Below are 24,196 nucleotides of genomic sequence, written 5' to 3' on the forward strand. Positions count from 1 at the left end.
TCGTGCGCCTGATCGAGCCCACCGCCGGCCACATGATGATGGGCGGCGAAGACCTGAGCACGCTGTCCGGCGCCGCGCTGCGGCCGGTGCGGCGGCGCATCCAGATCGTGTTCCAGGACCCCTACCGCTCGCTCAACCCGCGCCGCACCGTGGGCGAGTCCATCATCGAGGGCCTGCTCAACTTCGGCGTGCCGCGCGAACAGGCGCTGCAGCGCGCCGGCGAAACGCTGTCGGTGGTGGGCCTGAGCCCGGACGCCATGCGGCGCTATCCGCACCAGTTCTCCGGCGGTCAGCGTCAGCGCATCTGCATCGCGCGCGCGCTGGTCATGGATCCCGAGATCCTGGTCGCCGACGAGGCCGTGTCCGCGCTGGACGTCTCGGTGCAGGCGCAGGTGCTGGAGCTGCTGGAGCAGGTGCGCCAGCGCACCGGCGTGGGCGTGCTCTTCATCACCCACGACCTGCGCGTGGCGGCGCAGATCTGCGACACCATCATCGTCATGCAGCGCGGCAAGGTCGTCGAGACCGGCAGCGCCGAGACCGTGCTGACCGAACCGCGCCACGAGTACACGCGCGCGCTGATCGACGCGGCGCCCGGCCGCGACTGGGACTTCCGCAACTTCAGGCCGGTCGCCGCCGGCCATCCGGCGCAGGCCCCGGCGGGCTGAAGCCGCTCGCGCGCGGGAGCCGGCCACGGCGCCCGCGCCGCGCCCCATCGCATCCGCATCCCGAGCCGGCACGCAGAGGCCGGCCATACACAAAGGCTCATCTCCCCCCTTCAGGAACCGACCACCAGGAACCGCCATGCAGCAGCCGCATGAACTCTCCGCCCAGGAACTGCTTGTCGCCTACCGCGCCAAGACCCTGTCCCCCGTCGAAGCCACCCGCGCCGTGCTGGCGCACATCGAGCGCTGGGAACCCAGCCTGAAAGCCACCTACGCGCTGGATCCCGAAGGCGCGCTGGCCGCTGCCCGTGAATCCGAGGCGCGCTGGCTGAAGGGCGAGCCGTTGTCGGCCGGCGGCTACACGCTGGATGGCGTGCCCGCCACCATCAAGGAAAACATCGCCACGCGCGGCGTGCCGGTGCCGCTGGGCACCGCGGCCACCGACCTGACGCCCGCCAGCGCGGACGCGCCGCCGGCGGCTCGCATGCGCGAGGCAGGCGCCGTGGTGCTGGGCAAGACCACCATGCCGGACTACGGCATGCTGTCGTCCGGCCTGTCCAGCTTCCACGAGCTGACCCGCAATCCCTGGGACCTGGGCAAGAATCCCGGCGGCTCCAGCGCCGGCGCCGGCGCGGCCGCCGCGGCCGGCTACGGCCCGCTGCACATCGGCACCGACATCGGCGGCTCGGTGCGCCTGCCCGCCGCCTGGTGCGGCATCGCCACGCTCAAGCCCAGCCTGGGCCGCATTCCCATCGACCCGCCCTTCATGGGCCGCTGCGCCGGTCCCATGACGCGCACCGTGACCGATACCGCGCTGATGATGGGCGTGCTATCGCAGCCCGACGCGCGCGACCATATGAGCCTGCCCTACCAGGATATCGACTGGCTCAACCTGGACATGGACCTGCGCGGTGTGCGCATCGGCCTGCTGCTGGACGCCGGCTGCGGCCTGCCCGTGGATCCCGAGATCCTGGACGCCGTGCAGGCCGCCGCGCGCCTGTTCGAGGCGGCCGGCGCCATCGTCGAACCCATGAAGCCCTGGATGACGCCCGCCATGCTGGACGGCGTGGACCGCTTCTGGCGCACCCGCTCGGCCATCGACCTGGCGGCGCTGTCCGAGGAACGTCGCGGCAAGATCCTGCCCTTCATCCGCGCCTGGGCGGAAAGCGGCGGCGGCCAGAGCGGCGAGGCCGTGTTCCGCAGCTACTACGAAACCGTCAACGTGCGCGCGCGCACCGTTGCCGCCTGCGCGCCGTACGACTACGTGCTGTCGCCGGTGGCGCCCGTGGTGGCCTACAACGCCGAATGGCCCTCGCCCACCAACGAGGTCGCCACCACCATGCATCACATCGGCTTCACGCTGCCCTACAACATGAGCGAGCAGCCGGCGGCCTCGGTGAACTGCGGCTATACCAAGGCCGGCCTGCCCATCGGCCTGCAGATCGCCGGCGCGCGCTTCGACGACCTGGGCGTGCTGCGCGTGGCGCGGGCCTGGGAACGCATGCGCCCCGCGCAGCGCGCCTGGCCGCAGCCGCCCAAGAGCGCCTGACGGCGGGCGCTACGCCTTGATTCCCGGACGCCCGCGAGGCGTCCGGGCGCTTTCCCCGCACACTTCGGGCAACAAGCCCGGGCAACCAACAGGACGACCCATGCGCTGGCTATTGGCAATGATCAAGCACGAGACGAACACGTATTCGCCCGTGCCCACGCCGCTGGAACGCTTCTTCCGCGGCAATCCCGAAATCCTGGCGGGCGAACGCGCCATCCAGGCCTATGAGAACACCGACAGCGGCCTGGGCGGCTACATCGAGGTGGCGCGCCGCGAGGGCGCCGAGATCGTGCTGCCGGTCGCCGCCGAATCCTGGCCCAGCGGGCCGGCCAGCGCCGAGACGCACGAACGCCTGTGCCGGCTGGTGCTGGACGAGGTCGAGCGCGGCGGCTTCGACGCCATCCTGCTGGACCTGCACGGCGCCATGGTGGCCGAGGGCGTGGAAGACGCCGAAGGCGACCTGCTGCGCCGCCTGCGCGAGATCGACCCGACGACGCCGGTGGCGGTGACGCTGGACATGCACGCCAACATCTACGACGACATCGTCAAGCACGCCACCGTCATCAGCGGCTTCCATACCTATCCGCACGTGGACATCCACGCCGCCGGGCTGCGCGCGGCCAATGTCATCGTGCGCACGCTCAAGGGCGAGATCAAGCCCGTCATGCGCTGGGGCAACAAGCCCATGCTGCCGCACGTGATGCGCCAGGGCACGCACGCCGAGCCCAACAAATCGCTGCAGGAACGCTGCATCGCGCTGGAAGCGCAAGGCGTGCTGGCGGCGTCGGTGTTCGTCGGTTTCCCGCATGCCGACATCCGCGAAGCGGGCCTGAGCGCCGTGGTCTGTACCGACGGCAAGGCGGACGAGGCCGAACAATGGCGTGATGAACTGCTGGAGCGCGCCTGGAACGCCCGCGCCGACTGGGTGTTCCATCCGGAACCGCTGGAAGCCGCCATTACCCGCGCCAAGGCGGTGACACAGGGTCCCGTGGTCCTGCTGGACCATTACGACAACACCGGCTCGGGCGGCACCATGGACACCACGGCGGTGCTGGCCGAGATGCTGCGCCAGGGCCTGGACAACGCCGTGTTCTACGCCATCTGCGATCCGCAGGCCGCGCGCGAGGCGGCGGCGGCCGGCGTCGGCAGCCAGATCCGCATCAAGCTGGGCGGCAAGGTCGCCATGCCCGCCATCCGCCAGGCCAGCGCGCCGCTGGAGATCTCCGGCCGCGTGAAGCTGGTCTTTGACGGCGTCTACCTGAACCGCGGCCCCATGTACCGCGGCGTGCGCAACGATACCGGCCTGACCGTGGTCATCGACACCGGCAGCGTGGAGATCGTGGTGGTATCGCGCCACCAGGAGCCCTTCGACGTCAATTGCCTGCTGTCGGCCGGCATCGACCCGCTGCAGAAACGCTACGTGGCGCTCAAGAGCCGGGTCCACTGGCGCGCGGGCTTCTCCGACATGGCCACCGACATCATCGAATGCACCGGCGTCGGCGTGACCACCTCGGACTACGGGCAACTGGAATTCAAGCGGGTGCGGCGCCCGATCTACCCGCTGGACCCGCTATAAGTCGTTATTTTGTCGACAATATCGCCGGCGCACCCGCGCCGGTTTTCATTTTGAAATCTTCGGTAACGGCGCGCGCCCTCGCCGGACGGACAGCCTCGGTATACTCGCCCGCGGGTCCTTACGCCCTGATGAATCAACGGCTTCGCGGAGCCCTCGCCTCCTGGCGGCTCATCGGCGGCAGCGTAAGGGCATGACTCGACAATCAACGACATAAAAGCAGAACGATGAAAAAGAGCATAGCGATCACCCTGGGCGTGGTCATAGTGGGAGCGGGTAGCTGGGTCGGCGCGACCTGGTACACGGGCAAGCGCATCGAGGAAAGCTCGCAGCGCCGCCTGGCCGAGGTCAACGAGAAGCTGGCCAAGGTCACGCCGCTGTTCGGCCTGCGCATCGACCAGATCAAGTACGAGCGCGGCCTGTTCTCGACGCAGGCGCGCTATGGCCTGTCGCTCCTGAAGAACGACAAGAGCCTGGACGTCCTGCCCGACGGCATGGTCGAGTTCGACGCCACCATCGAGCACGGCCCCTTCCCCAAGGGCGCGCTGGCGCGCGGCGCCTTCGCGCCCAAGCTGGCCTACGTCCAGGCGGCGATGGCCAAGACGGACCTGGTCAAGCCGGTGTTCGAGCTGACCAAGGACGCGGCCCCGCTGACGGCCGACGCCATCGTCGCCTACGGCGGCCACGGCGCCAGCACGGCGCAGATCGCGCCGGTCAAGTTCAGCCGCGACGGCATCAGCCTCGATTTCAGCGGCATGAAGATCGACGGCACCTACGACCACGCCAAGCAGGCGGTGGTCGCGCGCGGCGTGATCGACACCATCGGCGTGGACGGCCTGAAGGCCGAGCGCGAGCGCGACAAGTTCAAGATGGCCATGTCCGGCCTGTCCATCGACGTGAACACCCTGATGGGCAAGTTCGGCCTGTCGATGGGCGACTCGGGCGTGCAGATCAAGCACATCGAGATGGTCAAGCCCCAGGACGAGCTGAAGGTCGCGCTCGACGACTTCGGCTACACCGTCAAGCTGACCGAAGACGACAAGAACATCGCCATGCAGGCCGCCTACAAGCTCGGCGGCCTGACCGTCGATGACGTGGCCTTCGGCAGCGGCCAGGCCGTGATCAAGCTGGGCAATCTGGACGGCGCCTTGGTCAAGCAACTGGCCGACACCTACAACCAGATGGTGCGCCAGGCCGTGGCCGGCGCCAGCGACGAGGGCCTGAAGGACGAGCAGGTGCAGACGCTGATCGACACCGCCACCAAGCTGCTGGCCGCCAAGCCCACGTTCAGCATGGACCCGATCAGCTGGAAGACCGCCAAGGGCGAGAGCAAGCTGACCTTCGCGCTGGACCTGGCCAGCCCCGCCAACATCAAGGACCTGACGCCGCAGGAGATCCTGGTCCAGGCCATCAAGCGCATCGATGCCAACCTGGTCGTGTCCAAGCCCATGATGCAAGACCTGGTCGCGCAGTACATGGTCAAGGCCGAAGGCAAGGCCGCCGACAAGGCCGCCAGCGAAGCCGAGGAACAGGTCCGCAGCATGGCGGGCATGGCCGAGATGTTCAACGTCGGCAAGAACGACGGCGACAACATCGTCGGCAAGTTCCACTTCTCCGACGGCATGGGCGACCTGAACGGCAAGAAGATTCCGGCGGACGAGCTGTTCAGCGGCCTGCTGGACGCGGCCGGCTCGCACGACAGCATGGATGACGACGACGAATCCGAACCCGCCGTCGGCGCCACCAGCCAGGGCGGCGACACCGCCTCCTCCGGCGAGCAGATGCAGGACTTCAACGTCGACGTGGTCACCTCCATGCTGGACGACATGGGCTACTCGCCGCGCCGTTCGGAAGGCGACGAAGGCCCGGTGCTGGTGCTGGATCCCAGCGGCACCGGCGCGGCCGACCTGCGCGTGGAACTGCTGTGCAACGACTTCACCGAGAAGTGCTACGACCTGGTCATCACCGCCACGTACAGCGCCAAGAAGCCGGTATCCCTGAAGGCCATCAACGCCTGGAACAAGGAATACCGCTGGAGCCGCGCCTACCTGGACGAGAAGAACCAGGCCGTGCTGCAGATGGACGTGAACGCGGAAGGCGCGATCGGCAAGGAAAACCTGCAGATCCTGCTGAACACCTTCATCAGCATCGCCGAGGACTTCTCGGCCATGGTGAGCAAGGGCGCGGGCAAGTAAGCATCCGAGCCACGCTCATCGAAAGCCCCTGCCAGGAAACTGGCGGGGGCTTTTTTCATCTCCGGGGCCGTCCCAAGATGAAAAATGCCCCACCCGGGGGCAGTCAGCGCACTCGGCAGGGAACCTTACTCATTCGCCGGGCACGCCCTTGCGGATATTGCGCGAGAACTGCGCCGCGTCCGCCGTGGCGCGCGCGCGGTCGGTATAGCGGCCGGCCTGGCGGTAGGCCCGCGCGCTGTCCGCCCCGCGCAGCGCGCCGATGCGGTACAGGTATTCGGGCAGGTAGCCGGACAGCAGCAGCCGGTAGTCCATCGGCAGCCCCGGCACGATGCGCCGGGCCAGCTGGTACACGATGGTGATGCAGTTGGCCGTCAGCGTGTTGTAGAAGCGCGGCTGGCGCGCCAGCCCGTTGGCCGTCTCGACATAGGCCAGGAACAGCGCGCGCGGCGCGCCCTCGGGCATGTGCACGCGGTACAGGTAGCCGTCCTCGCCGCGCACATTCGTGCGCACGCGCAGGCTGTCCGCTTCGGTGGACGCCAGCACCGACAGCTCGTACTGACGGAAGAAACCGCCGATCTCGGAGAACGTATCGCCCAGCTTGCGACGTACCTCGACCGAGAACACCACATGGCGGCCGTCGTTGAAACCGAAGGACACCAGGGCATGGGCGATCGCCGGCTTGCCCCAATAGGACAGCGCGACGTCCACCGATTCCAGGCGCGACAGATCGTAGGTCTCGGTGCGCCAGCGCACGTCGTAGTCGCTGCGCGTGCGCCAGTCGAAGTCGCGCACATCGTGCAGCGTGACCCTGTCGCCGTCGATGTCGCCGCGCGTCGTCCGCGCCACCTCCGGCATCCAGCTGCGCGCATTGGACGGCCGCACGCCCAGCCGCCACCAGGCCAGCAGGCCGAGCAGCGCGGCGCCGAACAGCCAGAGCGGCGCGGTATGTTCCAGCGCCAGGCCCAGCAGCGCCGCGCCGGCCAGCGCCAGCCAGCACGCCACGGACAGCGCGCGCCACGCGCCGCCGCGAGGCGACTGGAACCACAGCGCGCCCGCGCCCCACCCCGCCGCCGCCACGATCGCCGCACCGGCCAGGACGGCGAGGATCATTGCGCGCCTTGCGACGAGGGCGTCTCTTGCGCGTTGCGCGCCTGGGCCTCGCGGTCCTGGCTGCGCCAGGCCGCGCGCCGCTGCCCGATCAGCCGCAGCGCGGCCTGCGACATCTTCCACCAGCCGAACGGCCTGGGATCGGCCAGCATGCTGAGCGCGCGCGCGTAGTCCAGCGTCAGGCCCGGCGTCCAGGCCATGGTGAGCGCGCGCTTGCGGATCTGCGAGGCCACCCACAATTCCGGCGTCAGCAGCAGCCGCAGCAGCACGCGCCAACCGGCCTGCGGGCCGTGCAGCCGGCCGACCACGCCGTCCAGCGCCGCCTCCAGCGCGCGCGATACCGAGCTGGAACAGTTGCGATGCGTCAGGTTGTAGGTGGCATCCTGCCGGTAGGCGTCCCAGAACGCCTGCAGCCTGGCCGCGTCGTAGTTGCGGATGCGCACCTGCGTGGTGGACGGGCACCAGGCCTGCGATTCCGTGGCGTAGTCGGGCTGGAACACGCCCGGCACGTCGTTCTCGGCCGTGGCGCGCAGCAGGGCGCCGAACTGTTCGGGGGAGCGGTCGATCTCCTGCGCCGGGTACAGGCTCACATACACGCCTTCAGGCGATTCCAGCGCCGCGTGCCCCGTGGAGATGACGCCATTGACGTCCACGGCCGCGATGTAGCGGTTCAGCATCAGGTAGTTGCGCGTCTGCGCCTTGGCCGAGCCGGACGGGGTCCAGACGTGCACGGTCAGGGCGCGCTCCGATTCCAGCGGCGGGCCGTCGAACACGGTCTGCGCCGGGCCGGCGGACGCGGTCGGCATGAAGTCCGGCCGCGCGTTGACGACCAGCCCGGGATTGGCCCCCAGCGTGCGGACGCGGCGCGCCAGCACCAGCAGCTTGAAGCCGGAGAAGGCCAGGAACAGCCCCACGCAATACGGCACGGTGCCCACGTAGTGCGTGGGATAGGGCTGGAAGAAGAAGATCGCCAGCAGGATCTCGGCCACGCCCGAGGCGAACACATAGCGCCAGCGCGCGTAGCGCACCACGTAGGCGGCGATGCACTGCATCAGGCCATCGACCAGGAACAGCAGGCCGAAGATCATCGACAGCACGAAATGCCCGTGTTGATCGCCCGCCAGGACCAGCACGCCAGCCGTCAGCACGAACAGGCCCTTCACATAGCGCAGCACGCGCTGGCCGCCGACGCCTGACTTGGCGATGGCCAGCGTCGCCAGCCCCTCGATCACGATCAGCGCGGCAAAGCCGTCCAGGGGGAAATACAGCACCCCGTCCAGCGCGTCGATGAACACCACCGCGCCGGCAACCAGGAACAGCCAGCCAGCGACGGCCAGCCCGAGCGCGCGCTTGCGCAGGTAATCGACGCCCAGCAGCAATAGAACCAGATTTCCCATGCCCGTGACGCCGCGTCAGAGGCCGCTCTTGCGAGCGGTCAGGATCAGGCGCAGGCCCAGCGCGGCCATGGCGCAGGCGGCGAGCCGGTCCACCCATTTCTTCGCGCGCAGGTAGACGGCCCTCGGCCCCTGGGCCGAGAAGCACAGCGCGACGATGGCATACCAGCCGAACTCGACCAGGAACACCAGCGGCGGCAAGGCGAAATACACCCAGGCCGGCGGCTGCTGCGGCAACAGGGCCGCGAAAATGCTGCCGTACCAGATGGCGGTCTTGGGATTGCTCATCTGGGTGGCCAGTCCCGTCCAGAACGACTTGCGCGCGCTGCCGGGCCGCGCCGCCACGGCGCCGGGCAGCGCGAAGGGCTGGCTCGCGCCGCGCCAGATCTTGTACGACACATGGAGCAGGTACGCGCCGCCGGCGAGCTTCAGGCCCAGGTACAGCCATTCGACGGTCTGCAGCACGGAATAGAGTCCGGCCAGCGCCAGGCTGGCGAACAGGATGCCGCCGATGCCCATGCCCAGCGCCGAGGCCAGGCCGTCCAGGCGCGACTGGCCGATGGCGCTGCGCGCGACGATGACGAAGCTCGGGCCGGGCAGCATCGCGCCCAGCCACAGCGCGCCCAGGATGGCCAGAATGAAAGCAGGCGTATTCATCAGGATCTCCTCCCCCCGCGCGACCACGCCGCGCGCACGCCTGATTCTTGCACATCCCCACGGGCGCGATAAAAAAAACCCTGGTTCCAGGAACCAGGGTTTTCCTCCCGCCGGCACAACGGCCCCGCCTTCCGGCGCGGCCGTCATGCGCCTCAGGCGTAGGCTTCGACCGGCAGGCAGGCGCAGACCAGGTTACGGTCGCCGTAAGCGTTGTCGACGCGGGCCACGGGCGGCCAGTACTTGCCGTCGCGCAGCGAGGCCACCGGGTAGGCGGCCTGCTGGCGCGGGTAGTCGTGCAGCCACTCTTCGGCCAGCAGCATCTGCGCGGTGTGCGGCGCGTTCTTCAGGACGTTGTCCTCGCGGTCGCGTTCGCCGCGCTCGACCTGGGCGATTTCCTCGCGGATCGAGATCATGGCGTCGACGAAGCGGTCCAGCTCGGCCTGGCCTTCCGATTCGGTCGGCTCGACCATCAGCGTGCCGGCCACCGGGAAGCTCATGGTGGGCGCGTGGAAGCCGTAGTCCATCAGGCGCTTGGCGATGTCCTCGGCGCTGATGCCGCTGGTTTCCTTGAGCGGACGCACGTCCAGGATGCACTCGTGCGCCACGCGGCCGTTGCGACCCGCGTACAGCACCGGATAGTGGTCGCGCAGGCGGGTGGCGACGTAGTTCGCGTTCAGGATCGCGACTTCGGTGGCGCGGCGCAGGCCGTCGGCGCCCATCAGCGAGATGTACACGAACGGGATCGGCAGGATGCCGGCCGAACCGAAGGGCGCGGCCGAGACCGGGCCGACCTTGGCCTCGCCGGGCAGCTTGCCCTGCTCATTGACCACGCCCGGCAGGTACGGGGCCAGGTGCGCGCGCACCGCCACCGGGCCCACGCCCGGGCCGCCGCCGCCGTGAGGGATGCAGAAGGTCTTGTGCAGGTTCAGGTGCGAGACGTCGGAACCGAACTTGCCGGGCTGGGCCACGCCCACCATGGCGTTCATGTTGGCGCCGTCCAGGTAGACCTGGCCGCCGGCCTGGTGCACCAGTTCGCAGATCTCGGTCACGGCTTCCTCGAACACGCCGTGCGTGGACGGGTAGGTGATCATCAGCGCGGCCAGCTTGTCGCCGACCTGTTCGATCTTGGCGCGCAGGTCGGGCAGGTCGACGTTGCCGTTGGCGTCGGAGGCCACCACCACCACGTCCATGCCGGCCAGCTGGGCCGACGCGGGGTTGGTGCCGTGCGCCGACGAGGGGATCAGGCAGACGTTGCGCTGATGCTGGCCGTTGGCCTGGTGGTAGCCGCGGATCGCCAGCAGGCCGGCGTACTCGCCCTGCGCGCCGGAGTTCGGCTGCAGGCTGATGTTGTCGTAGCCGGTGATCTCGCACAGCGCGGCCGACAGGCGGTCGATCAGTTCCTTGTAGCCCTGGCTCTGCGAGGCGGGCGCGAAGGGGTGGATCAGCGCGAACTCGGGCCAGGTGATGGGGATCATCTCGGCCGTGGCGTTCAGCTTCATGGTGCACGAGCCCAGCGGGATCATGGTGCGGTCCAGCGCCAGGTCCTTGTCGGCCAGCTTGCGCAGGTAGCGCAGCATGTCGGTTTCCGACTGCACGCTGGAGAACACCGGGTGCACCAGGATGGCGCTTTCGCGGGCCACGGCGGCGGGGATGCCGCTGGCGGCCGCGGCGTCGAGCGCGTCGATGTCCAGCTCGACGTCATCGCGTTCCAGGCCGGAGGCGAACACGTTGACCAGGGCCTGCAGGTCGGCGGCGGTGACGGTCTCGTCCAGCGAGATGGCCAGGCGCGCGCCGTCGACGCGGCGCAGGTTGACGTGGGCGCAGTCGGCCGCGGTCAGGATGGCGGGCGTGGCCGCGCCGGTTTCCAGCAGCAGCGTGTCGAAGAAGCTGTCGTTGGCGACCTTCACGCCCAGCTTGACCAGCTCGGCGCGCAGGATCGCGGTGTAGCGGTTGACGCGGTTGGCGATGCGGCGGATGCCGGCCGGGCCGTGCCACACGGCGTACATGCCGGCCATCACGGCCAGCAGCACCTGCGCGGTGCAGATGTTGGAAGTGGCCTTTTCGCGGCGGATGTGCTGCTCGCGCGTTTGCAGCGCCAGGCGCATGGCCGGGTTGCCCTGCGCGTCCTTGGACACGCCGACCAGGCGGCCGGCCATGTTGCGCTTGTAGGCGTCCTTGCAGGCCATGAAGCCGGCATGCGGGCCGCCGAAACCGAACGGCACGCCGAAACGCTGGGCCGAGCCCACGGCGATGTCGGCGCCCCACTCGCCCGGCGCAGCCAGCACGGCCAGCGCCAGCAGGTCCGTGGCCACGGCCACCACCGCGCCCTGCGCGTGGGCGGCGTCGGCCAGCTTGCGGTAGTCGGCCACCGAGCCGGTGCTGTGCGGGTATTGCAGCAGCACGCCGAAGCATTCCGGCAGGCCTTCGGCCTCGTCGCCCACGGCGATCTCGATGTCCAGGCCCTCGGCGCGGGTGCGCACGACCTCGATGGTCTGCGGGTGCACGTGGCGCGAGATGAAGAACACCGGGCTCTTGGACTTGGCGCTGCGGCGGGCCAGCGTCATGGCTTCGGCGGCGGCCGTGCTCTCGTCCAGCAGCGAGGCGTTGGAGATGTCCAGCCCGGTCAGGTCGGCGACCATGGTCTGGTAGTTCAGCAGGGCCTCCAGGCGGCCCTGCGAGATCTCGGGCTGGTAAGGCGTGTAGGCCGTGTACCAGGCGGGATTCTCAAGAATGTTGCGCAACACCACGTTGGGCGTCTGCGTGCCGTAGTAACCCTGGCCGATGTAGCTGCGGTAGACCTTGTTGCGCCCGGCGACCTGCTTGAGCTCGGCCAGCACGTCGGTTTCGCTGCGCGAGGGCGGCAGCGCCAGCGGGGCCTGGCTGCGGATCTTGGGCGGCACGACTTCTTCGATCAGCGCGTCCAGGCTGGGGCTGCCGATCACGGCGAGCATGGCGGCCTGGTCGGCGTCGGAGGGGCCGATGTGGCGGGGAATGAAGTCGGTGTGGGTGTCTAGGGCGCGCGACATGGGGAGGATCTCGGGTGCGTGAGCGTCGGGGACGATCGGTATGGCAGCGCGCGGGCGGGCGGCGGCAGCCGCCGGCCCGCGCGGGACGGGCTTAGCCGTTGGCGACGGCTTCGTAGCCGGCGGCGTCCAGCAGCTTGTCCGCATCGGCGGCGTTGTCCGGCTTGATCTTGAAGATCCAGGCGGTGAAGGCCGACTCGTTGATCAGGTTGGGATTGCTTTCCAGCTCTTCGTTGAAGGCGACGATCTCGCCGGCCACGGGCGCGTAGATGTCGGAGGCGGCCTTGACCGACTCGACCACGCCGGCGGTTTCGCCAGCGGCCAGCTTGGCGCCGACCTTGACGTCGCCGACGAAGACCAGGTCGCCCAGCTGGTCCTGGGCGGTGTCGGTGATGCCGACGACGAACACGTCGCCTTCGGCTTTGACCCATTCATGGGACTCGGTGTACTTGCGATCGGTGGGCAGGCTCATGGGAACTCCTGGGGCTATTCGGATGGGGAAAAAGGATTGCGCGCCTCGCGCGCGGGCCTGCCGGCCGGCGCGCGCGAAGCTTCGAGTTTACGAGTGTTCGACGGCTTTGCCGTTACGGACAAACGGCAGCTTGCAGACCAGGGCGGGCACCCATTTGCCGCGGATGTCCACCTCGACCGTGTCGCCGGGAACCACGCCCACGGGCAGGCGGGCGAAGCCGATGGACACGCCCAGGGTGGGCGACATGGTGCCGCTGGTCAGCTCGCCCGCGCCCTGCTTGGCGCGCACGGCCATGTGGGCGCGCATCACGCCGCGTTCCTGCAGCTTCAGGCCGAGGAAGGCGGCCGGGGTGGCGAATTGTTCCAGCGCGTCGCGGCCGATGAAGCGGCGCTCGGCGTTCTTAAGGGATACCGTCCAGGTCAGGCCGGCCTGGTCGGGCTGGATCAGCTCGTCCATGTCCTGGCCGTAGAGGTTCATGCCGGCTTCCAGGCGCAGCGTGTCGCGCGCGCCCAGGCCGCAGGGACGCACGCCCTGCGCAGCCAGGTCGCGCCACAGCGCGACGGCCTGCGTGGCGGGCAGCACGATCTCGAAGCCGTCCTCGCCGGTGTAGCCGGTGCGGGCCACCAGCGTATCGTCGCCCACCTGGGCGGCCACGAAGGGCGTCAGCGGTTCGCTGGCGGCCTGCCAGGCCGGACGCGCGGCCCAGACCTTGGCGCGGGCGTTGGGGCCCTGCACGGCGATCATGGCCAGGTCGCGGCGCGGCGCGATGGCCACGTCGAACTTGCCGGACTGCCGGACGCGCTGCATCCAGGCGATGTCCTTGTCGGCGGTGCCGGCATTGACCACGACGCGCCACTGATCGGCGGCGAAGAAATAGATGATCAGGTCGTCGATCACGCCGCCCTGCGGATTGAGCATGCAGCTGTACAGCGCCTTGCCCGGCACGGTCAGCTTGGCCACGTCATTGGCGACCAGGCGCTGCAGGAAGGCGAAGGCGTCCGGGCCCGTCACATCGACGTTGAGCATGTGCGAGACGTCGAACATGCCGGCGTCCTGGCGCACGGCGTGGTGCTCTTCCAGCTGCGAGCCGTAGGCCAGCGGCATGTCCCAGCCGCCGAAGTCGACCATTCGGGCGCCGGAAGCGATGTGTTTGTCGGCCAGCGGGGTGCGTTTGAGGGTTGCGGACATGCGCGGGAACTCCGGAGCGGCAGCGTTGCCAGGGTTGCGGAAAGCCGCCAGCGGACACGCGTCCACGGCACGGCTGAATCTTCCGCCCCTCTGTCCTTTTGCCTGAGAGTTGCCCCGCGTGGCGGGTGTGCACCTTCGGCGCCTGGGCTGCCCGCTACGTCCCCATTCGGGACGGCCTGAAAGGCGCGGCGCCAGGTCTCTCCAGAGTGCTGTTTTGCCGCGTCGACCGAAAACCGGGACAGGGCAAGCATGGACGGTATGGGTTACCTGAGCGATTCCGGGCGAATTGCGCCTTCGGCGGCGGCCAGCTTGATGGCCGCTCTCTCCCGCAACATGCATGACAGCGGCGCAAGCATACATCGAAACCCCGGGCGCCGGAAAGCGAGGAAACCCGGCCGTCCGCGCGCCGTTCGGAGGCGCCGCCGCTAACCCAACGCGGTATCCAGCAACATCATCAGCACGAAGCCCAGCATCAGCCCGCCGGTGGCATGGACCTCGTGTCCCTTGCGGTGCGATTCGGGAATGATTTCATGGCTGATGACGAACAGCATGGCCCCGGCGGCAAAGCCCAGTCCCCACGGCAGCAAGGCCGCCGACCAGCCCACCACGGCCGCGCCCAGCACCGCGCCCAGCGGCTCCACCAGGCCCGACAGCATGCCCAGCGCCACCGCGAAGGCGCGCTTGTAACCGGCGGCCATCAGCGCCACCGCCACCACCAGCCCTTCGGGAATGTCCTGGATGGCGATGCCGGTGGCCAGCGCCGTGCCGCGCAGCGGGTCGTTGCCGGCATAGCCCACGCCGATGGCCAGCCCTTCGGGCAGGTTGTGCAGCGTGATGGCGAACACGAACAGCCAGGTGCGGCGCAGGCGATGCGCCTCGATGCCTTCCCTGCCCTTGATGAAGTGCTCGTGCGGCAGGCAGCGGTCCATCAGCAGCAGCACCGCCGCGCCCAGCAGGATGGCGGCGCCGACCAGGATGCCGGCGCCCCAGGGGCCATGCCCCTGCTCGCCGGCCGCGGCGATGCCGGGCGCCACCAGCGAGAAGGCGCTGGCGGCCAGCATGACGCCGGCGCCGAAACCGTACAGGCTGTCCTGCACCTTCTGCGGCAGGGTCTGGGCGAACAGCACGGGCAGCGTGCCCAGCGCGGTCGCGGCGGCGGCCATCATGCCGCCCAGCAGCGCGTCGGCCACGTGCGGCGCGCGCACGTCCAGATAGACCCACAGCTGGTACAGGGCCAGGCAGGACACCAGCACGGCCAGCGTCCAGATGCTGACGCTGGTGGCGGCGGGCCGGATCCGGTGTCGGCTGAATGTGTTCATGGGCGCCTCGCTGGCGTAACCGCGATCAGCCCACGGCGGCCGCGTAGCGGCGCGCCACCTCGGACCAATCGATCACGTTGTAGAACGCGCCGATGTACTCGGGGCGGCGGTTCTGGTATTTCAGGTAGTAGGCGTGCTCCCATACGTCCAGGCCGAGGATCGGGGTATTGCCGTGCATCAGCGGACTGTCCTGGTTGGCGCTGCTCTCGACCACGAGCTTGCCGGCCGGCGGCACCGACAGCCAGGCCCAGCCGCTGCCGAAGCGGGTCAGCGCGGCCTTGGTGAAGGCTTCGCGGAAGGCATCCAGCCCGCCGAGGTCGGACGCGATGGCCTGCGCCAGCGCGCCGTCGGGCGCGCCGCCGCCGCGCGGCGACATCACGCTCCAGAACAGGCTGTGGTTGGCGTGACCGCCGCCGTTGTTGCGCACCGCGGCATTGATGGCGGCGGGCAACTGGTCCAGCCGCGCCACCAGCGCCTCGACCGGTTCGTCGGTCGACAGGCCGGCGCCTTCCAGGGCGGCGTTCAGGTTGTTGACGTAGGTCTGGTGATGCTTGCTGTGATGGATCTCCATCGTCAGCGCGTCGATGTGCGGCTCCAGCGCTTCATAGGCGTAGGGTAGCGGGGGCAAGGTATAGGCCATCTGGTGTCTCCGTCAGATCGTCCCTTGGTGGCAGGGATGAATCACTATCGAAAACACAAATGATATTTATTTTTATTTAATACCACAACGAGATTGTCACAATCCGCGCGATAAGGTCGGCCTATCGCCGCCGGACGCGTACCCGGCGGCGGCCCGATCCCGTCGCTACAGCGCCTTGCCGCAGGCCACGCCCGAGGCCCAGGCCCACTGGAAGTTGTAGCCACCCAGCCAGCCGGTCACGTCCACGGCCTCGCCGATGAAGTACAGGCCGGGCACGGTGCGCGCCTGCATGGACTTCTGGTCCAGCCCGCGCGTGTCCACCCCGCCGCGCATGACCTCGGCCTTCTTGTAGCCGGCCGTGCCGCTGGGCACCAGCGTCCATTGATGAATATCCTGGGCCAACCCGCGCAACGTCTTGTCCGGCGCATCGGCCAGCCGCAAGGCGGCCAGTCCTGGCTTGCCGCCCTGCTCGGCCAGCGCCAGCCAGGCCTCGGCCAGCCGCTTGGGCCACAGCCCGGCCAGCACCGTGTGCAGTTGCTGGCGATTGCCGGACTTGGCGTCCAGCAGCTCGGCGGCCAGGTCACGGCCCGGCGCCAGGTCCACCACAATGGGCTCGCCCGGCTTCCAGTAGCTGGAAATCTGCAGGATCGCCGGCCCCGACAGCCCGCGATGCGTGAACAGCAGGTCTTCGAGGAACTCGCCGCGCGCCTTGCCCTGCCCCGTGGACAGGCTCACTTCCAGCGCCACGCCGGACAGCGCCGACAGCGGCTGCCACTGCGCCGCGTCGAAGGTCAGCGGCACCAGCGCGGGCCGCGGCTCGACGATCTTCAGGCCGAACTGGCGCGCGATCTTCAGGCCGAAATCGGTGGCGCCCAGCTGCGGGATCGCCATGCCGCCGGTGGCCACGACCAGCTTGGCCGCGCGGATGAGGCCCTGGCTGGTGCGCAGCTCGAAACCCTGCTCGCCATGGACGATCTCGGCCACCGAACAGCCCATGCGCCAGGCCACCCCGCCCTCGTCGCACTCGGCGCGCAGCAGCCCGATGATGGATTCGCTGGAATCGTCGCAGAACAGCTGGCCGCGATGCTTCTCGTGCCAGGACACGCGATGGCGCTTGAGCAGCGCCAGGAAATCCTGCGGCGTGTAGCCCGCCAGCGCCGAACGGCAGAAGTGCGGGTTCTCGGACAGGAAGTTGGCGGGGCCGGCGCCGAGATTGGTGAAATTGCAGCGGCCCCCACCGGAAATGCGGATTTTCTCGGCCAGGCGCTCGGCGTGGTCCACCAGGACCACGCGCAAGCCCCGCTGGCCGGCCACCGCGGCGCACATCATGCCCGCGGCGCCGGCGCCCAGCACGGCAACGTCAAACAACATCGGCGCTCCGGATCCTTGCGGGATCACTCTTCCTTCAGGCAGTCGACGTAGTAGCGCTTCTCGCCGTCCTCGCCCACCTCGTCGGCCAGGCCGTGGATGTAGGTCTCGAAGCCCGGGAAGCGCTCGTTGAACTCACGCGCGAACTGCAGGTACTGCACGATGGTGCGGTTGAAGCGTTCGCCCGGAATCAGCAGCGGGATGCCCGGCGGGTACGGCGTCAGCAGCACGCCGGTGACGCGGCCTTCCAGCTTGTCGATGTCGACGCGCTCGACCTCGCGGTGCGCCATGCGGGCGAAGGCGTCGGACGGCTTGAGCGCCGGCACCATGTCGCTCAGGTACATCTCGGTGGTCAGGCGGGCCACGTCGCGCTCGCGGTAGGCCTCGTGGATCTGCTGGCACAGGTCGCGCAGACCCATGCGCTCGTAGCGGCGATGCACCTTGCAGAAGTCGGGCAGGATGCGCCACAGCGGCTGGTTGCGGTCGTAGTCGTCCTTGAACTGCTGCAGCGCGGTCAGCAGCGTGTTCCAGCGGCCCTTGGTGATGCCGATGGTGAACAGGATGAAGAACGAATACAGGCCGGTCTTCTCGACCACCACGCCGTGCTCGGTCAGGTACTTGGACACCAGCGCGGCCGGGATGCCGGTCTCGCCGAAGCTGCCGGACATGTCCAGGCCCGGGGTGATGATCGTGGCCTTGATCGGGTCCAGCATGTTGAAGCCTTCGGCCAGGTCGCCGAAGCCGTGCCAGTGCTCGTTGGACTCGAGGATCCATTCGTCGCGGTTGCCGATGCCTTCGGACACCAGGCGGTTCGGGCCCCAGACCTTGAACCACCAGTCGTTCTTGCCGAATTCGGATTCCACCTTGCGCATGGCGCGGCGGAAGTCCATGGCTTCGCGGATGCTTTCCTCGACCAGCGCGGTGCCTCCGGGCGGCTCCATCATGGCGGCGGCCACGTCGCAGGACGCGATGATCGCGTACTGCGGCGACGTGGACGTGTGCATCAGGTACGCCTCGTTGAAGACGTTGCGGTCCAGCTTGCGGGTCTCGGACTCCTGCACGATGATCTGCGAGGCCTGCGAGATGCCAGCCAGCAGCTTGTGCGTGGAGTGCGTGGCGAACACCATCGCGTCCTTGCTGCGCGGGCGGTCCTGGCCGATGGCGTGCATGTCCTGGTAGAACTCGTGGAACGCCGCGTGCGGCAGCCAGGCTTCGTCGAAGTGCAGCGTGTCGACGTGGCTGCCGAGCTGCTCCTTGATCATTTCGACGTTGTAGATCACGCCGTCGTAGGTGCTCTGCGTCAGCGTCAGGATGCGCGGGTTCTTGTTGACGGCCTCGCGCGCGAAGGGATTGGCCTCGATCTTCTTGCGGATGTTGTCCGGGTGGAATTCTTCCAGCGGGATCGGGCCGATGATGCCCAGGTGGTTGCGCGTCGGGCGCAGGAACACCGGGATCGCGCCCGTCATGGTGATGGCGTGCAGGATCGACTTGTGGCAGTTGCGGTCCACCACCACCACGTCGCCGGCGGCGACGTTGGCGTGCCACACCACCTTGTTCGAGGTGGATGTGCCGTTGGTCACGAAGTAGCAGTGGTCGGCGTGGAAGATGCGCGCGGCGTTCAGCTCGGACTCGGCCACCGGGCCGGTGTGGTCCAGCAGCTGGCCCAGTTCATCCACGGCGTTGCAGACGTCGGCGCGCAGCATGTTCTCGCCGAAGAACTGGTGGAACATCTGGCCCACGGGGCTCTTCAGGAAGGCCACGCCGCCGGAGTGGCCGGGGCAGTGCCAGGAATACGAGCCGTCCTGCGCGTACTTCACCAGCTCGCGGAAGAACGGCGGCGGCAGGCTGTCCACGTAGCTGCGCGCTTCGCGGATGATGTGGCGGGCCACGAACTCGGGCGTGTCCTCGAACATGTGGATGAAGCCGTGCAGCTCGCGCAGGATGTCGTTCGGGATGTGCTCGGACGTGCGCGTCTCGCCGTACAGGTAGATCGGGATGTCGGCGTTGCGAAAGCGCAGCTCGCCGATGAAGGCGCGCAGGTTCTTGATCGCGCTGGCCACGTCCTCGGGCGAGTCCACGTCGAACTCTTCATCGTCGATCGACAGGATGAAGGCGCTGGCGCGGCTCTGCTGCTGCGCGAAGGAACTCAGGTCGCCATAGCTGGTCACCCCGATCACCTCGACGCCCTCGGCCTCGATCGCGGCGGACAGGGCACGGATACCAAGACCGGACGCGTTCTCGGAACGGTAGTCCTCGTCGATGATGAAGATGGGGAAGCGGAATTTCATGCAGGCGCTCCTGGGGCAAGGCAAACGGACGCGTATAAGGGTCGCGAGTGTACTGCGGTAAATAAACCGCCTGGAGGCAGGCGGCGCGTAAGCCCGCCGGGGGTGCGGGAATGGCCGAATTGTAGGGCGCTTTTTCTTTCAGTCCCAAGGCAATCCGCCCCGGGGCGCCCGCAGCGGCCCGCGGGTGTTGCGCATATGCCCCGCCGGGCGCGCCAGCGGGGCCGCGGCAGGCCGCCGCGACGGCGGAAAAACGGGGATCTAGTGTGCTGTCCCGTAGGTACGTCCGCATGACGAAATTCATCCATAGACGTCAGGGCTAGGCGCAAACCGCAGTGATACCCGTAGGTATCGCGAGGATTTGCAACGACGCCATGGCGGCTAGGGGTGGATTTCGTGCGGGCGTATCTGCGGGACAGCACACTAACGCAGGGTCAGGGTCTCGCCGGCATGCAGGGCCGCGATGAAGCGTTCGAAGTAAGGCGGGATGGCCTCGGCCTGCCCGTAACGGATGCGGCGCTCAACCTTGGCAATGGCGGCCAGGCAGACCTGGGCGCCGGACTCGCCGCAGACCAGCACCACCGGATCCTCGTCGTCGCAGACTTCGTACAAGCCGCCGTGCTCGCGCCGCGCCACCTCGTACAGGTAGGCGGCCGCGCCCACGGTCTGCATCGGCGTCAGGGCCAGCGCGCCGACGTGGGCGGCCTCGAGCGCGGCATCCAGCGCATGGAGGCTGCCCGGCGTGTAGTCCAGCCCGGCGCCGGCTGGGCCGGCGGCCTGGACGAAATCCTGGGCGGCGGCGGCCACCCGCGCCACGAACTCCGCCTGGACTTCGTCGCGCCTGGCTTCATGGTTTGTCTTGAGGAAACCGAACATCAAGGGCTCCTTGGAGAAAACCGCTAGCGGCGATGAAAACCATTATAGGCAAGCGTCCCCCTATACTGGGCTGCCGCGCCGCAAGGCGTGCCCATTTCCCAACACCCCGCCATGCCCGATCCGCTGATACGACGATTGACGCCCGCCGACGCCGCACCCTTGCGTCAGTTGCGCCTGGACGCCTTGCGCGAAACGCCCGAAGCGTTCGGATCGAGTTACGAAGAGGAACATACGCTCACGCTGGACGATATCCGCGCCTGGGTCGCCACGGACATCGAAAACGCCATGTTCGGCGTGTTCATCGACGGCGCGCTGGCCGGCATGGCCGGCGTGGGCCGGCAGCACAAACTGAAGATGCGCCACAAGGCGCAGATCTGGAGCGTGTACATGGCGCCCGCCGCGCGCGGGCGCGGACTGGCGCGCCAGCTGATGCTGGCCGCCATCGATCATGCCGGCGGCATGCGCGGCGTGCGCCAGTTGCAACTGAGCGTCACGGCCGGCAACCTCGCCGCGCGCGCGCTGTACGAGAGCCTGGGCTTCGCGGAGTACGGCATGGAGCCTGAAGGGCTGTGCGTGAACGGCGTGCTGCACGACGAAAGACTGATGACGCTGCGCCTGGCCGGCGACTGAGCGCCATCCGTCGGCACGCCGCTGGCAGCGCGCCGCGCCTTCCCACCCCGGCGGCATCGCCGCGCGGCGCGATCTCAGCCCGCGCTGGAGCGCCGGCGCGCGCCGTAGGAGCACACCTGGTTGCGGCCGCCATCCTTAGCCTTGTACAGCGCCTGGTCGGCAGCCTTGATGACCGCTTCGGGCGCGCGCAACGCGTCGCCGCGCTCGGCCACGCCGATGCTGACCGTCACGCGCAACGGCCGCGTGTTGCGTCCGCTCCGGGCGCCACGGCGACGCAAGCCCGCCTGGTCCGTCCGGGGCCGTGCCGGCTTGTCGCGCAGGCGCATCTGGTAGGCCTCGATGGCGCGCCGCACGGCTTCCAGGTGCGGCATGCTTTCAGCCGCGGTCTTGCCGGGGAACACCAGCGTGAATTCCTCGCCGCCATAGCGGTAGGCATGGCCGCCGCCGGACACGCGGCGCAGTTGCGCCGCGACCATGCGCAGCACCTGGTCGCCCACGTCGTGGCCATGGGTATCGTTGAAGGCCTTGAAATGATCCACGTCCGCCATGGCCAACGTGTAGACCCGGCCCATGCGTTGCAGCTTTTCGTTCAGCGCGCGCCGGCCCGGCAGCCCGGTCAGTTCGTCGCGGAACGCCATGTGGAACCCTTCATGGGCCAGCGAAATGCACAGCGAGGTCAGCGCGGCGGCCGACATCAGCGCCAGCTCGACCGGATGCTGCGCGCCGCGCGGCAGGGCCCATGCCATGCAGACGAAGCCCAGCCACTGGCCGGCCTGCTGCGGACGGCCATAGCGCAACAGCAGCAGGGTCAGCGTCAGGCCGGTCGCCAGCAGCGCGGCCAGCGCCTCGACCGGCACGCCCAGGCGCGCCAGCGCGCCTTGCACGGCCAGCGTGCTGAAGAAGTCCGCCGTGCCTTCCTTGCCCGCCAGCGCGATGGCGGCCGCGCCCGAGGCCATCAGGCCCAGCCGCGCGGCCAGGTCCAGCAGCACGCTGGAGCGCTCGGCCCACAAGGCATTGATGGTATAGGCCAGCGCCCACCAGGCCAGCGCCGGCCCCAGCGCCCACGGCGCCTGCTCCGCCAAGGCAGGCCAGGCAGCCGCAGCGACCAGCACGCTGAGCATCAGCGCCATGGTCTGCGAACGCTGGTACATCAGGCAGATGGCGATGCCGATCAGCGCCATCACCCAGGGCACGTAGGGAACGATCAGCGCCAGGGCGGGCGGCCAGTCCTGCCAAAGCAGCAGCCCCGCCGCCGCCGCCACCGGCAGCGCAGGATAGAACAACAGGGGCAGCCAGGGGATATGGGGGTAACGCACGATAGGGCCTTGCTCACGCTTGCTGAAATGACGTCGCCAAATCGGCAAACACATATTCCACTTTACGGTCGCCCCCTGGGGTTCTTTAGCGCCGCGCAACCGGCGGTCGCCGTGCTATGTTGGTCGTCCCTGCCCGCGCCTGCGCCGCCATGAGACTCCTGATCAATATCGACGTGCCCGACCTGGAGCGCGCCATCGGCTTCTACGAACATGCTTTCGGGCTGACCCTGTCGCGCCGCCTGGGACCGGCGGTGGCGGAAATGGCCGGCGCCGAGGCCCCCATCTATCTGCTGGAAAAGGCCGCCGGCACGCCGGCGGCGGGCGCGACGCGCCAGCCGCGGGATTACGCCCGGCACTGGACGCCGGTGCACCTGGACGTGGTGGTGGACGATGTGGACGCGGCCGTGACGCGAGCCGTCGCGGCTGGCGCCCGGCTCGAAGACCCGGCCGCCACCCATGCCTGGGGCCGCATCGCCCACCTGAGCGACCCTTTCGGCCATGGCATCTGCCTGCTGCAGTTCCTGGGCCGGGGCTACGACGAACTGGCCGAACCGGCGCTGCGCTACCCGGCCGTGTCCGAAGCCGATTTCGAGGACCTGCTGGCGTTGCGTATCGCCGCCATGCGCGCAAGCCTGGAGCGGCTGGGCCGTTTCGACCCCGAGCGCGCGCGCAGCCGGCTGCAAGCCACCTTCCGCCCGGAATACACCTGGGCAATCGAGCTGGAAGGAAAACGCGTCGGCTTCTACGCCCTGCGCCCGGATGGCGACGGCCTGCGCCTGGACCACCTGTACCTGCACCCATCGGTCCAGGCCCGGGGCCTGGGCGGCCGCACGCTCAAGCGCCTGCTGGCACTGGCCGACGCGCAAGGCCTGCCGCTGCGCGTGGGCGCCCTGCGCGACAGCGATTCGAACCGCTTCTACCAGCGCCACGGCTTCGTCCAGGTCGACGAAAGCGAATGGGACATCGAATACCTGCGCCCCGCGCAGGCGAAAACCGGGGGCTAGCGCCTCCAAGACGCGCGACGGCGGCTTTGCCGCCACACGACAACGCCCCGCCCGCCAAGGAAGGTCAGGACGAAGCAGGGCGAAAGGCAGACCCAACGAAGAGGAACGCCACAACGCGGCAAGTCAGCCCCAATCGGGGCCGCGCGGATCCGGCTCCGCCGGTCCGCAGCCGGCGCCCCCTGGGGGGAAGCGCGCAGCGCTTCGGGGGGGTTATGTTCTAGGCAGCGTAACGCCGCGTTGGCCCTGATACTTGCCGCCGCGATCGCGGTAGGAGGTCTCGCAGACCTCGTCGCTTTCCAGGAACAGCATCTGCGCGCAGCCTTCGCCGGCGTAGATCTTGGCGGGCAGCGGCGTGGTGTTCGAGAATTCCAGCGTGACGTGGCCTTCCCATTCCGGCTCCAGCGGCGTCACGTTGACGATGATGCCGCAGCGCGCGTAGGTGCTCTTGCCCAGGCAGATGGTCAGCACGCTGCGCGGAATGCGGAAATACTCGACGGTGCGCGCCAGTGCGAAGGAATTGGGCGGAATGATGCAGACATCGCCCTTGAAGTCCACGAACGAGCCTTCGTCGAAGTTCTTGGGATCGACGATGGTGGAATTGATGTTCGTGAAGATCTTGAATTCGTCGGCGCAGCGCACGTCGTAGCCGTAGCTGCTGGTGCCGTAGCTGACAATGCGCCCGCCATTGGCCGTGCGGACCTGACCCGCTTCAAAGGGTTCGATCATGCCGGCTTCGGCCTGGCGGCGGATCCAGCGGTCGCTTTTGATGCTCATGATGGCAATGGTGCTCGGGGGAATGGACAGCCCTGATTTTATCTCGAGCGGCAGAACTGCCCCCCCTGACAGAGTTGCCCCCCTAATCCAGGCCGCACGGATCCGGCTCCGCCGGTCCGTCGCGGCGCCCCCCTTGGGGGGGAAGCGCGCCAGCGCTTCGGGGG

The 24,196-nt window shown here is 68.7% G+C and carries 19 protein-coding genes and 2 riboswitches; of the genes, 6 read left to right on the forward strand and 13 right to left on the reverse strand.

The window, feature by feature from the left end; all coding sequences use genetic code 11:
• From KDH83_RS13965 to KDH83_RS13980, 4 genes are all read left to right on the forward strand, one after another.
• Nucleotides 1-665: ATP-binding cassette domain-containing protein (locus KDH83_RS13965; RefSeq protein ID WP_212316698.1), on the forward strand; the 665-nt coding region annotated here is incomplete at its 5' end.
• A gap of 136 nt (nucleotides 666-801) precedes the next feature.
• Complete coding sequence (locus KDH83_RS13970; protein WP_212316700.1) at nucleotides 802-2,211, forward strand: amidase; 1,410 nt, start codon at nucleotides 802-804, stop codon at nucleotides 2,209-2,211.
• A gap of 100 nt (nucleotides 2,212-2,311) precedes the next feature.
• Nucleotides 2,312-3,787, forward strand: coding sequence for a M81 family metallopeptidase (locus tag KDH83_RS13975; RefSeq protein ID WP_212316702.1), 1,476 nt, complete (start codon nucleotides 2,312-2,314; stop codon nucleotides 3,785-3,787).
• 224 nt (nucleotides 3,788-4,011) lie between these two features.
• Nucleotides 4,012-5,979 (forward strand): DUF945 family protein, encoded by a 1,968-nt coding sequence (locus KDH83_RS13980; protein WP_212316705.1) that lies wholly within the window; start codon nucleotides 4,012-4,014, stop codon nucleotides 5,977-5,979.
• Nucleotides 5,980-6,108: 129 nt separating this feature from the next.
• Here the strand turns inward: KDH83_RS13980 and KDH83_RS13985 are convergent, their stop codons facing one another.
• The 11 genes from KDH83_RS13985 to KDH83_RS14035 form a co-directional block, all read right to left on the reverse strand.
• Complete coding sequence (locus KDH83_RS13985; protein WP_212316707.1) at nucleotides 6,109-7,089, reverse strand: DUF4105 domain-containing protein; 981 nt, start codon at nucleotides 7,087-7,089, stop codon at nucleotides 6,109-6,111.
• Nucleotides 7,086-8,483 (reverse strand): DUF308 domain-containing protein, encoded by a 1,398-nt coding sequence (locus KDH83_RS13990; protein ID WP_212316709.1) that lies wholly within the window; start codon nucleotides 8,481-8,483, stop codon nucleotides 7,086-7,088. The genes KDH83_RS13985 and KDH83_RS13990 overlap by 4 nt, the downstream gene beginning before the upstream one ends.
• Before the next feature lie 15 nt (nucleotides 8,484-8,498).
• On the reverse strand, nucleotides 8,499-9,137 hold the full coding sequence (locus KDH83_RS13995; protein WP_212316717.1) for a LysE family transporter: 639 nt from the start codon (nucleotides 9,135-9,137) through the stop codon (nucleotides 8,499-8,501).
• 152 nt (nucleotides 9,138-9,289) lie between these two features.
• Entirely contained in the window at nucleotides 9,290-12,163 is a 2,874-nt protein-coding gene (gene gcvP, locus KDH83_RS14000; RefSeq protein ID WP_212316719.1) for an aminomethyl-transferring glycine dehydrogenase, read from the reverse strand.
• Nucleotides 12,164-12,254: 91 nt separating this feature from the next.
• Entirely contained in the window at nucleotides 12,255-12,632 is a 378-nt protein-coding gene (gcvH, locus tag KDH83_RS14005; protein ID WP_212316721.1) for a glycine cleavage system protein GcvH, read from the reverse strand.
• Between the two features lie 87 nt (nucleotides 12,633-12,719).
• Nucleotides 12,720-13,820 (reverse strand): glycine cleavage system aminomethyltransferase GcvT, encoded by a 1,101-nt coding sequence (gene gcvT / locus KDH83_RS14010; protein WP_212316723.1) that lies wholly within the window; start codon nucleotides 13,818-13,820, stop codon nucleotides 12,720-12,722.
• 80 nt (nucleotides 13,821-13,900) lie between these two features.
• Nucleotides 13,901-14,035, reverse strand: a riboswitch (glycine riboswitch).
• Between the two features lie 29 nt (nucleotides 14,036-14,064).
• Nucleotides 14,065-14,159: riboswitch (glycine riboswitch) on the reverse strand.
• An 86-nt stretch (nucleotides 14,160-14,245) separates the two neighbouring features.
• Entirely contained in the window at nucleotides 14,246-15,139 is an 894-nt protein-coding gene (locus KDH83_RS14015) for a ZIP family metal transporter (protein ID WP_212316725.1), read from the reverse strand.
• Between the two features lie 25 nt (nucleotides 15,140-15,164).
• Nucleotides 15,165-15,779 (reverse strand): superoxide dismutase, encoded by a 615-nt coding sequence (locus KDH83_RS14020; RefSeq protein ID WP_212316727.1) that lies wholly within the window; start codon nucleotides 15,777-15,779, stop codon nucleotides 15,165-15,167.
• A gap of 165 nt (nucleotides 15,780-15,944) precedes the next feature.
• Nucleotides 15,945-17,150, reverse strand: a complete 1,206-nt coding sequence (locus KDH83_RS14025) for an NAD(P)/FAD-dependent oxidoreductase (protein WP_212316734.1) — start codon at nucleotides 17,148-17,150, stop codon at nucleotides 15,945-15,947.
• A 23-nt stretch (nucleotides 17,151-17,173) separates the two neighbouring features.
• Complete coding sequence (locus tag KDH83_RS14030) at nucleotides 17,174-19,435, reverse strand: arginine/lysine/ornithine decarboxylase (RefSeq protein ID WP_103271125.1); 2,262 nt, start codon at nucleotides 19,433-19,435, stop codon at nucleotides 17,174-17,176.
• A gap of 420 nt (nucleotides 19,436-19,855) precedes the next feature.
• Nucleotides 19,856-20,308, reverse strand: coding sequence for a hypothetical protein (locus KDH83_RS14035; protein ID WP_212316736.1), 453 nt, complete (start codon nucleotides 20,306-20,308; stop codon nucleotides 19,856-19,858).
• A gap of 111 nt (nucleotides 20,309-20,419) precedes the next feature.
• On the opposite strand from KDH83_RS14035, the gene KDH83_RS14040 reads away from it, so the two are divergent.
• Nucleotides 20,420-20,938: a GNAT family N-acetyltransferase gene (locus KDH83_RS14040; protein ID WP_212316754.1), complete on the forward strand. Its 519-nt coding sequence runs from the start codon at nucleotides 20,420-20,422 to the stop codon at nucleotides 20,936-20,938.
• Between the two features lie 74 nt (nucleotides 20,939-21,012).
• On the opposite strand, the gene KDH83_RS14045 is transcribed toward KDH83_RS14040, so the two are convergent.
• The gene (locus KDH83_RS14045; protein ID WP_212316738.1) at nucleotides 21,013-22,254 is read right to left on the reverse strand and encodes a GGDEF domain-containing protein; all 1,242 of its coding nucleotides are present in this window, start codon (nucleotides 22,252-22,254) and stop codon (nucleotides 21,013-21,015) included.
• A gap of 149 nt (nucleotides 22,255-22,403) precedes the next feature.
• Here KDH83_RS14045 and KDH83_RS14050 point away from each other — a divergent pair, with 149 nt between their 5' ends.
• Nucleotides 22,404-23,258 carry a GNAT family N-acetyltransferase gene (locus tag KDH83_RS14050; protein ID WP_212316740.1) on the forward strand — a complete coding sequence of 285 codons (855 nt, stop codon included), beginning with the start codon at nucleotides 22,404-22,406 and terminating at the stop codon, nucleotides 23,256-23,258.
• Nucleotides 23,259-23,468: 210 nt separating this feature from the next.
• On the opposite strand, the gene dcd is transcribed toward KDH83_RS14050, so the two are convergent.
• On the reverse strand, nucleotides 23,469-24,032 hold the full coding sequence (gene dcd, locus KDH83_RS14055) for a dCTP deaminase (RefSeq protein WP_103271130.1): 564 nt from the start codon (nucleotides 24,030-24,032) through the stop codon (nucleotides 23,469-23,471).
• Nucleotides 24,033-24,196: the final 164 nt, after the last annotated feature.

The sequence above is a fragment of the Achromobacter sp. Marseille-Q0513 genome, assembly GCF_018195695.1.
In the GTDB taxonomy this organism is placed as follows: domain Bacteria; phylum Pseudomonadota; class Gammaproteobacteria; order Burkholderiales; family Burkholderiaceae_B; genus Achromobacter.

What these genes read in the sequence shown, in the direction of transcription:
- KDH83_RS13970 (WP_212316700.1), top strand. Translation starts at nt 802, where the DNA reads ATGCAGCAGCCGCATGAACTCTCCGCCCAGGAACTGCTTGTCGCCTAC.
- KDH83_RS13975 (WP_212316702.1), top strand. Translation starts at nt 2,312, where the DNA reads ATGCGCTGGCTATTGGCAATGATCAAGCACGAGACGAACACGTATTCG.
- KDH83_RS13980 (WP_212316705.1), top strand. Translation starts at nt 4,012, where the DNA reads ATGAAAAAGAGCATAGCGATCACCCTGGGCGTGGTCATAGTGGGAGCG.
- KDH83_RS13985 (WP_212316707.1), bottom strand. Translation starts at nt 7,089, where the DNA reads ATGATCCTCGCCGTCCTGGCCGGTGCGGCGATCGTGGCGGCGGCGGGG.
- KDH83_RS13990 (WP_212316709.1), bottom strand. Translation starts at nt 8,483, where the DNA reads ATGGGAAATCTGGTTCTATTGCTGCTGGGCGTCGATTACCTGCGCAAG.
- KDH83_RS13995 (WP_212316717.1), bottom strand. Translation starts at nt 9,137, where the DNA reads ATGAATACGCCTGCTTTCATTCTGGCCATCCTGGGCGCGCTGTGGCTG.
- gcvP (WP_212316719.1), bottom strand. Translation starts at nt 12,163, where the DNA reads ATGTCGCGCGCCCTAGACACCCACACCGACTTCATTCCCCGCCACATC.
- gcvH (WP_212316721.1), bottom strand. Translation starts at nt 12,632, where the DNA reads ATGAGCCTGCCCACCGATCGCAAGTACACCGAGTCCCATGAATGGGTC.
- gcvT (WP_212316723.1), bottom strand. Translation starts at nt 13,820, where the DNA reads ATGTCCGCAACCCTCAAACGCACCCCGCTGGCCGACAAACACATCGCT.
- KDH83_RS14015 (WP_212316725.1), bottom strand. Translation starts at nt 15,139, where the DNA reads ATGAACACATTCAGCCGACACCGGATCCGGCCCGCCGCCACCAGCGTC.
- KDH83_RS14020 (WP_212316727.1), bottom strand. Translation starts at nt 15,779, where the DNA reads ATGGCCTATACCTTGCCCCCGCTACCCTACGCCTATGAAGCGCTGGAG.
- KDH83_RS14025 (WP_212316734.1), bottom strand. Translation starts at nt 17,150, where the DNA reads ATGTTGTTTGACGTTGCCGTGCTGGGCGCCGGCGCCGCGGGCATGATG.
- KDH83_RS14030 (WP_103271125.1), bottom strand. Translation starts at nt 19,435, where the DNA reads ATGAAATTCCGCTTCCCCATCTTCATCATCGACGAGGACTACCGTTCC.
- KDH83_RS14035 (WP_212316736.1), bottom strand. Translation starts at nt 20,308, where the DNA reads ATGTTCGGTTTCCTCAAGACAAACCATGAAGCCAGGCGCGACGAAGTC.
- KDH83_RS14040 (WP_212316754.1), top strand. Translation starts at nt 20,420, where the DNA reads ATGCCCGATCCGCTGATACGACGATTGACGCCCGCCGACGCCGCACCC.
- KDH83_RS14050 (WP_212316740.1), top strand. Translation starts at nt 22,404, where the DNA reads ATGAGACTCCTGATCAATATCGACGTGCCCGACCTGGAGCGCGCCATC.
- dcd (WP_103271130.1), bottom strand. Translation starts at nt 24,032, where the DNA reads ATGAGCATCAAAAGCGACCGCTGGATCCGCCGCCAGGCCGAAGCCGGC.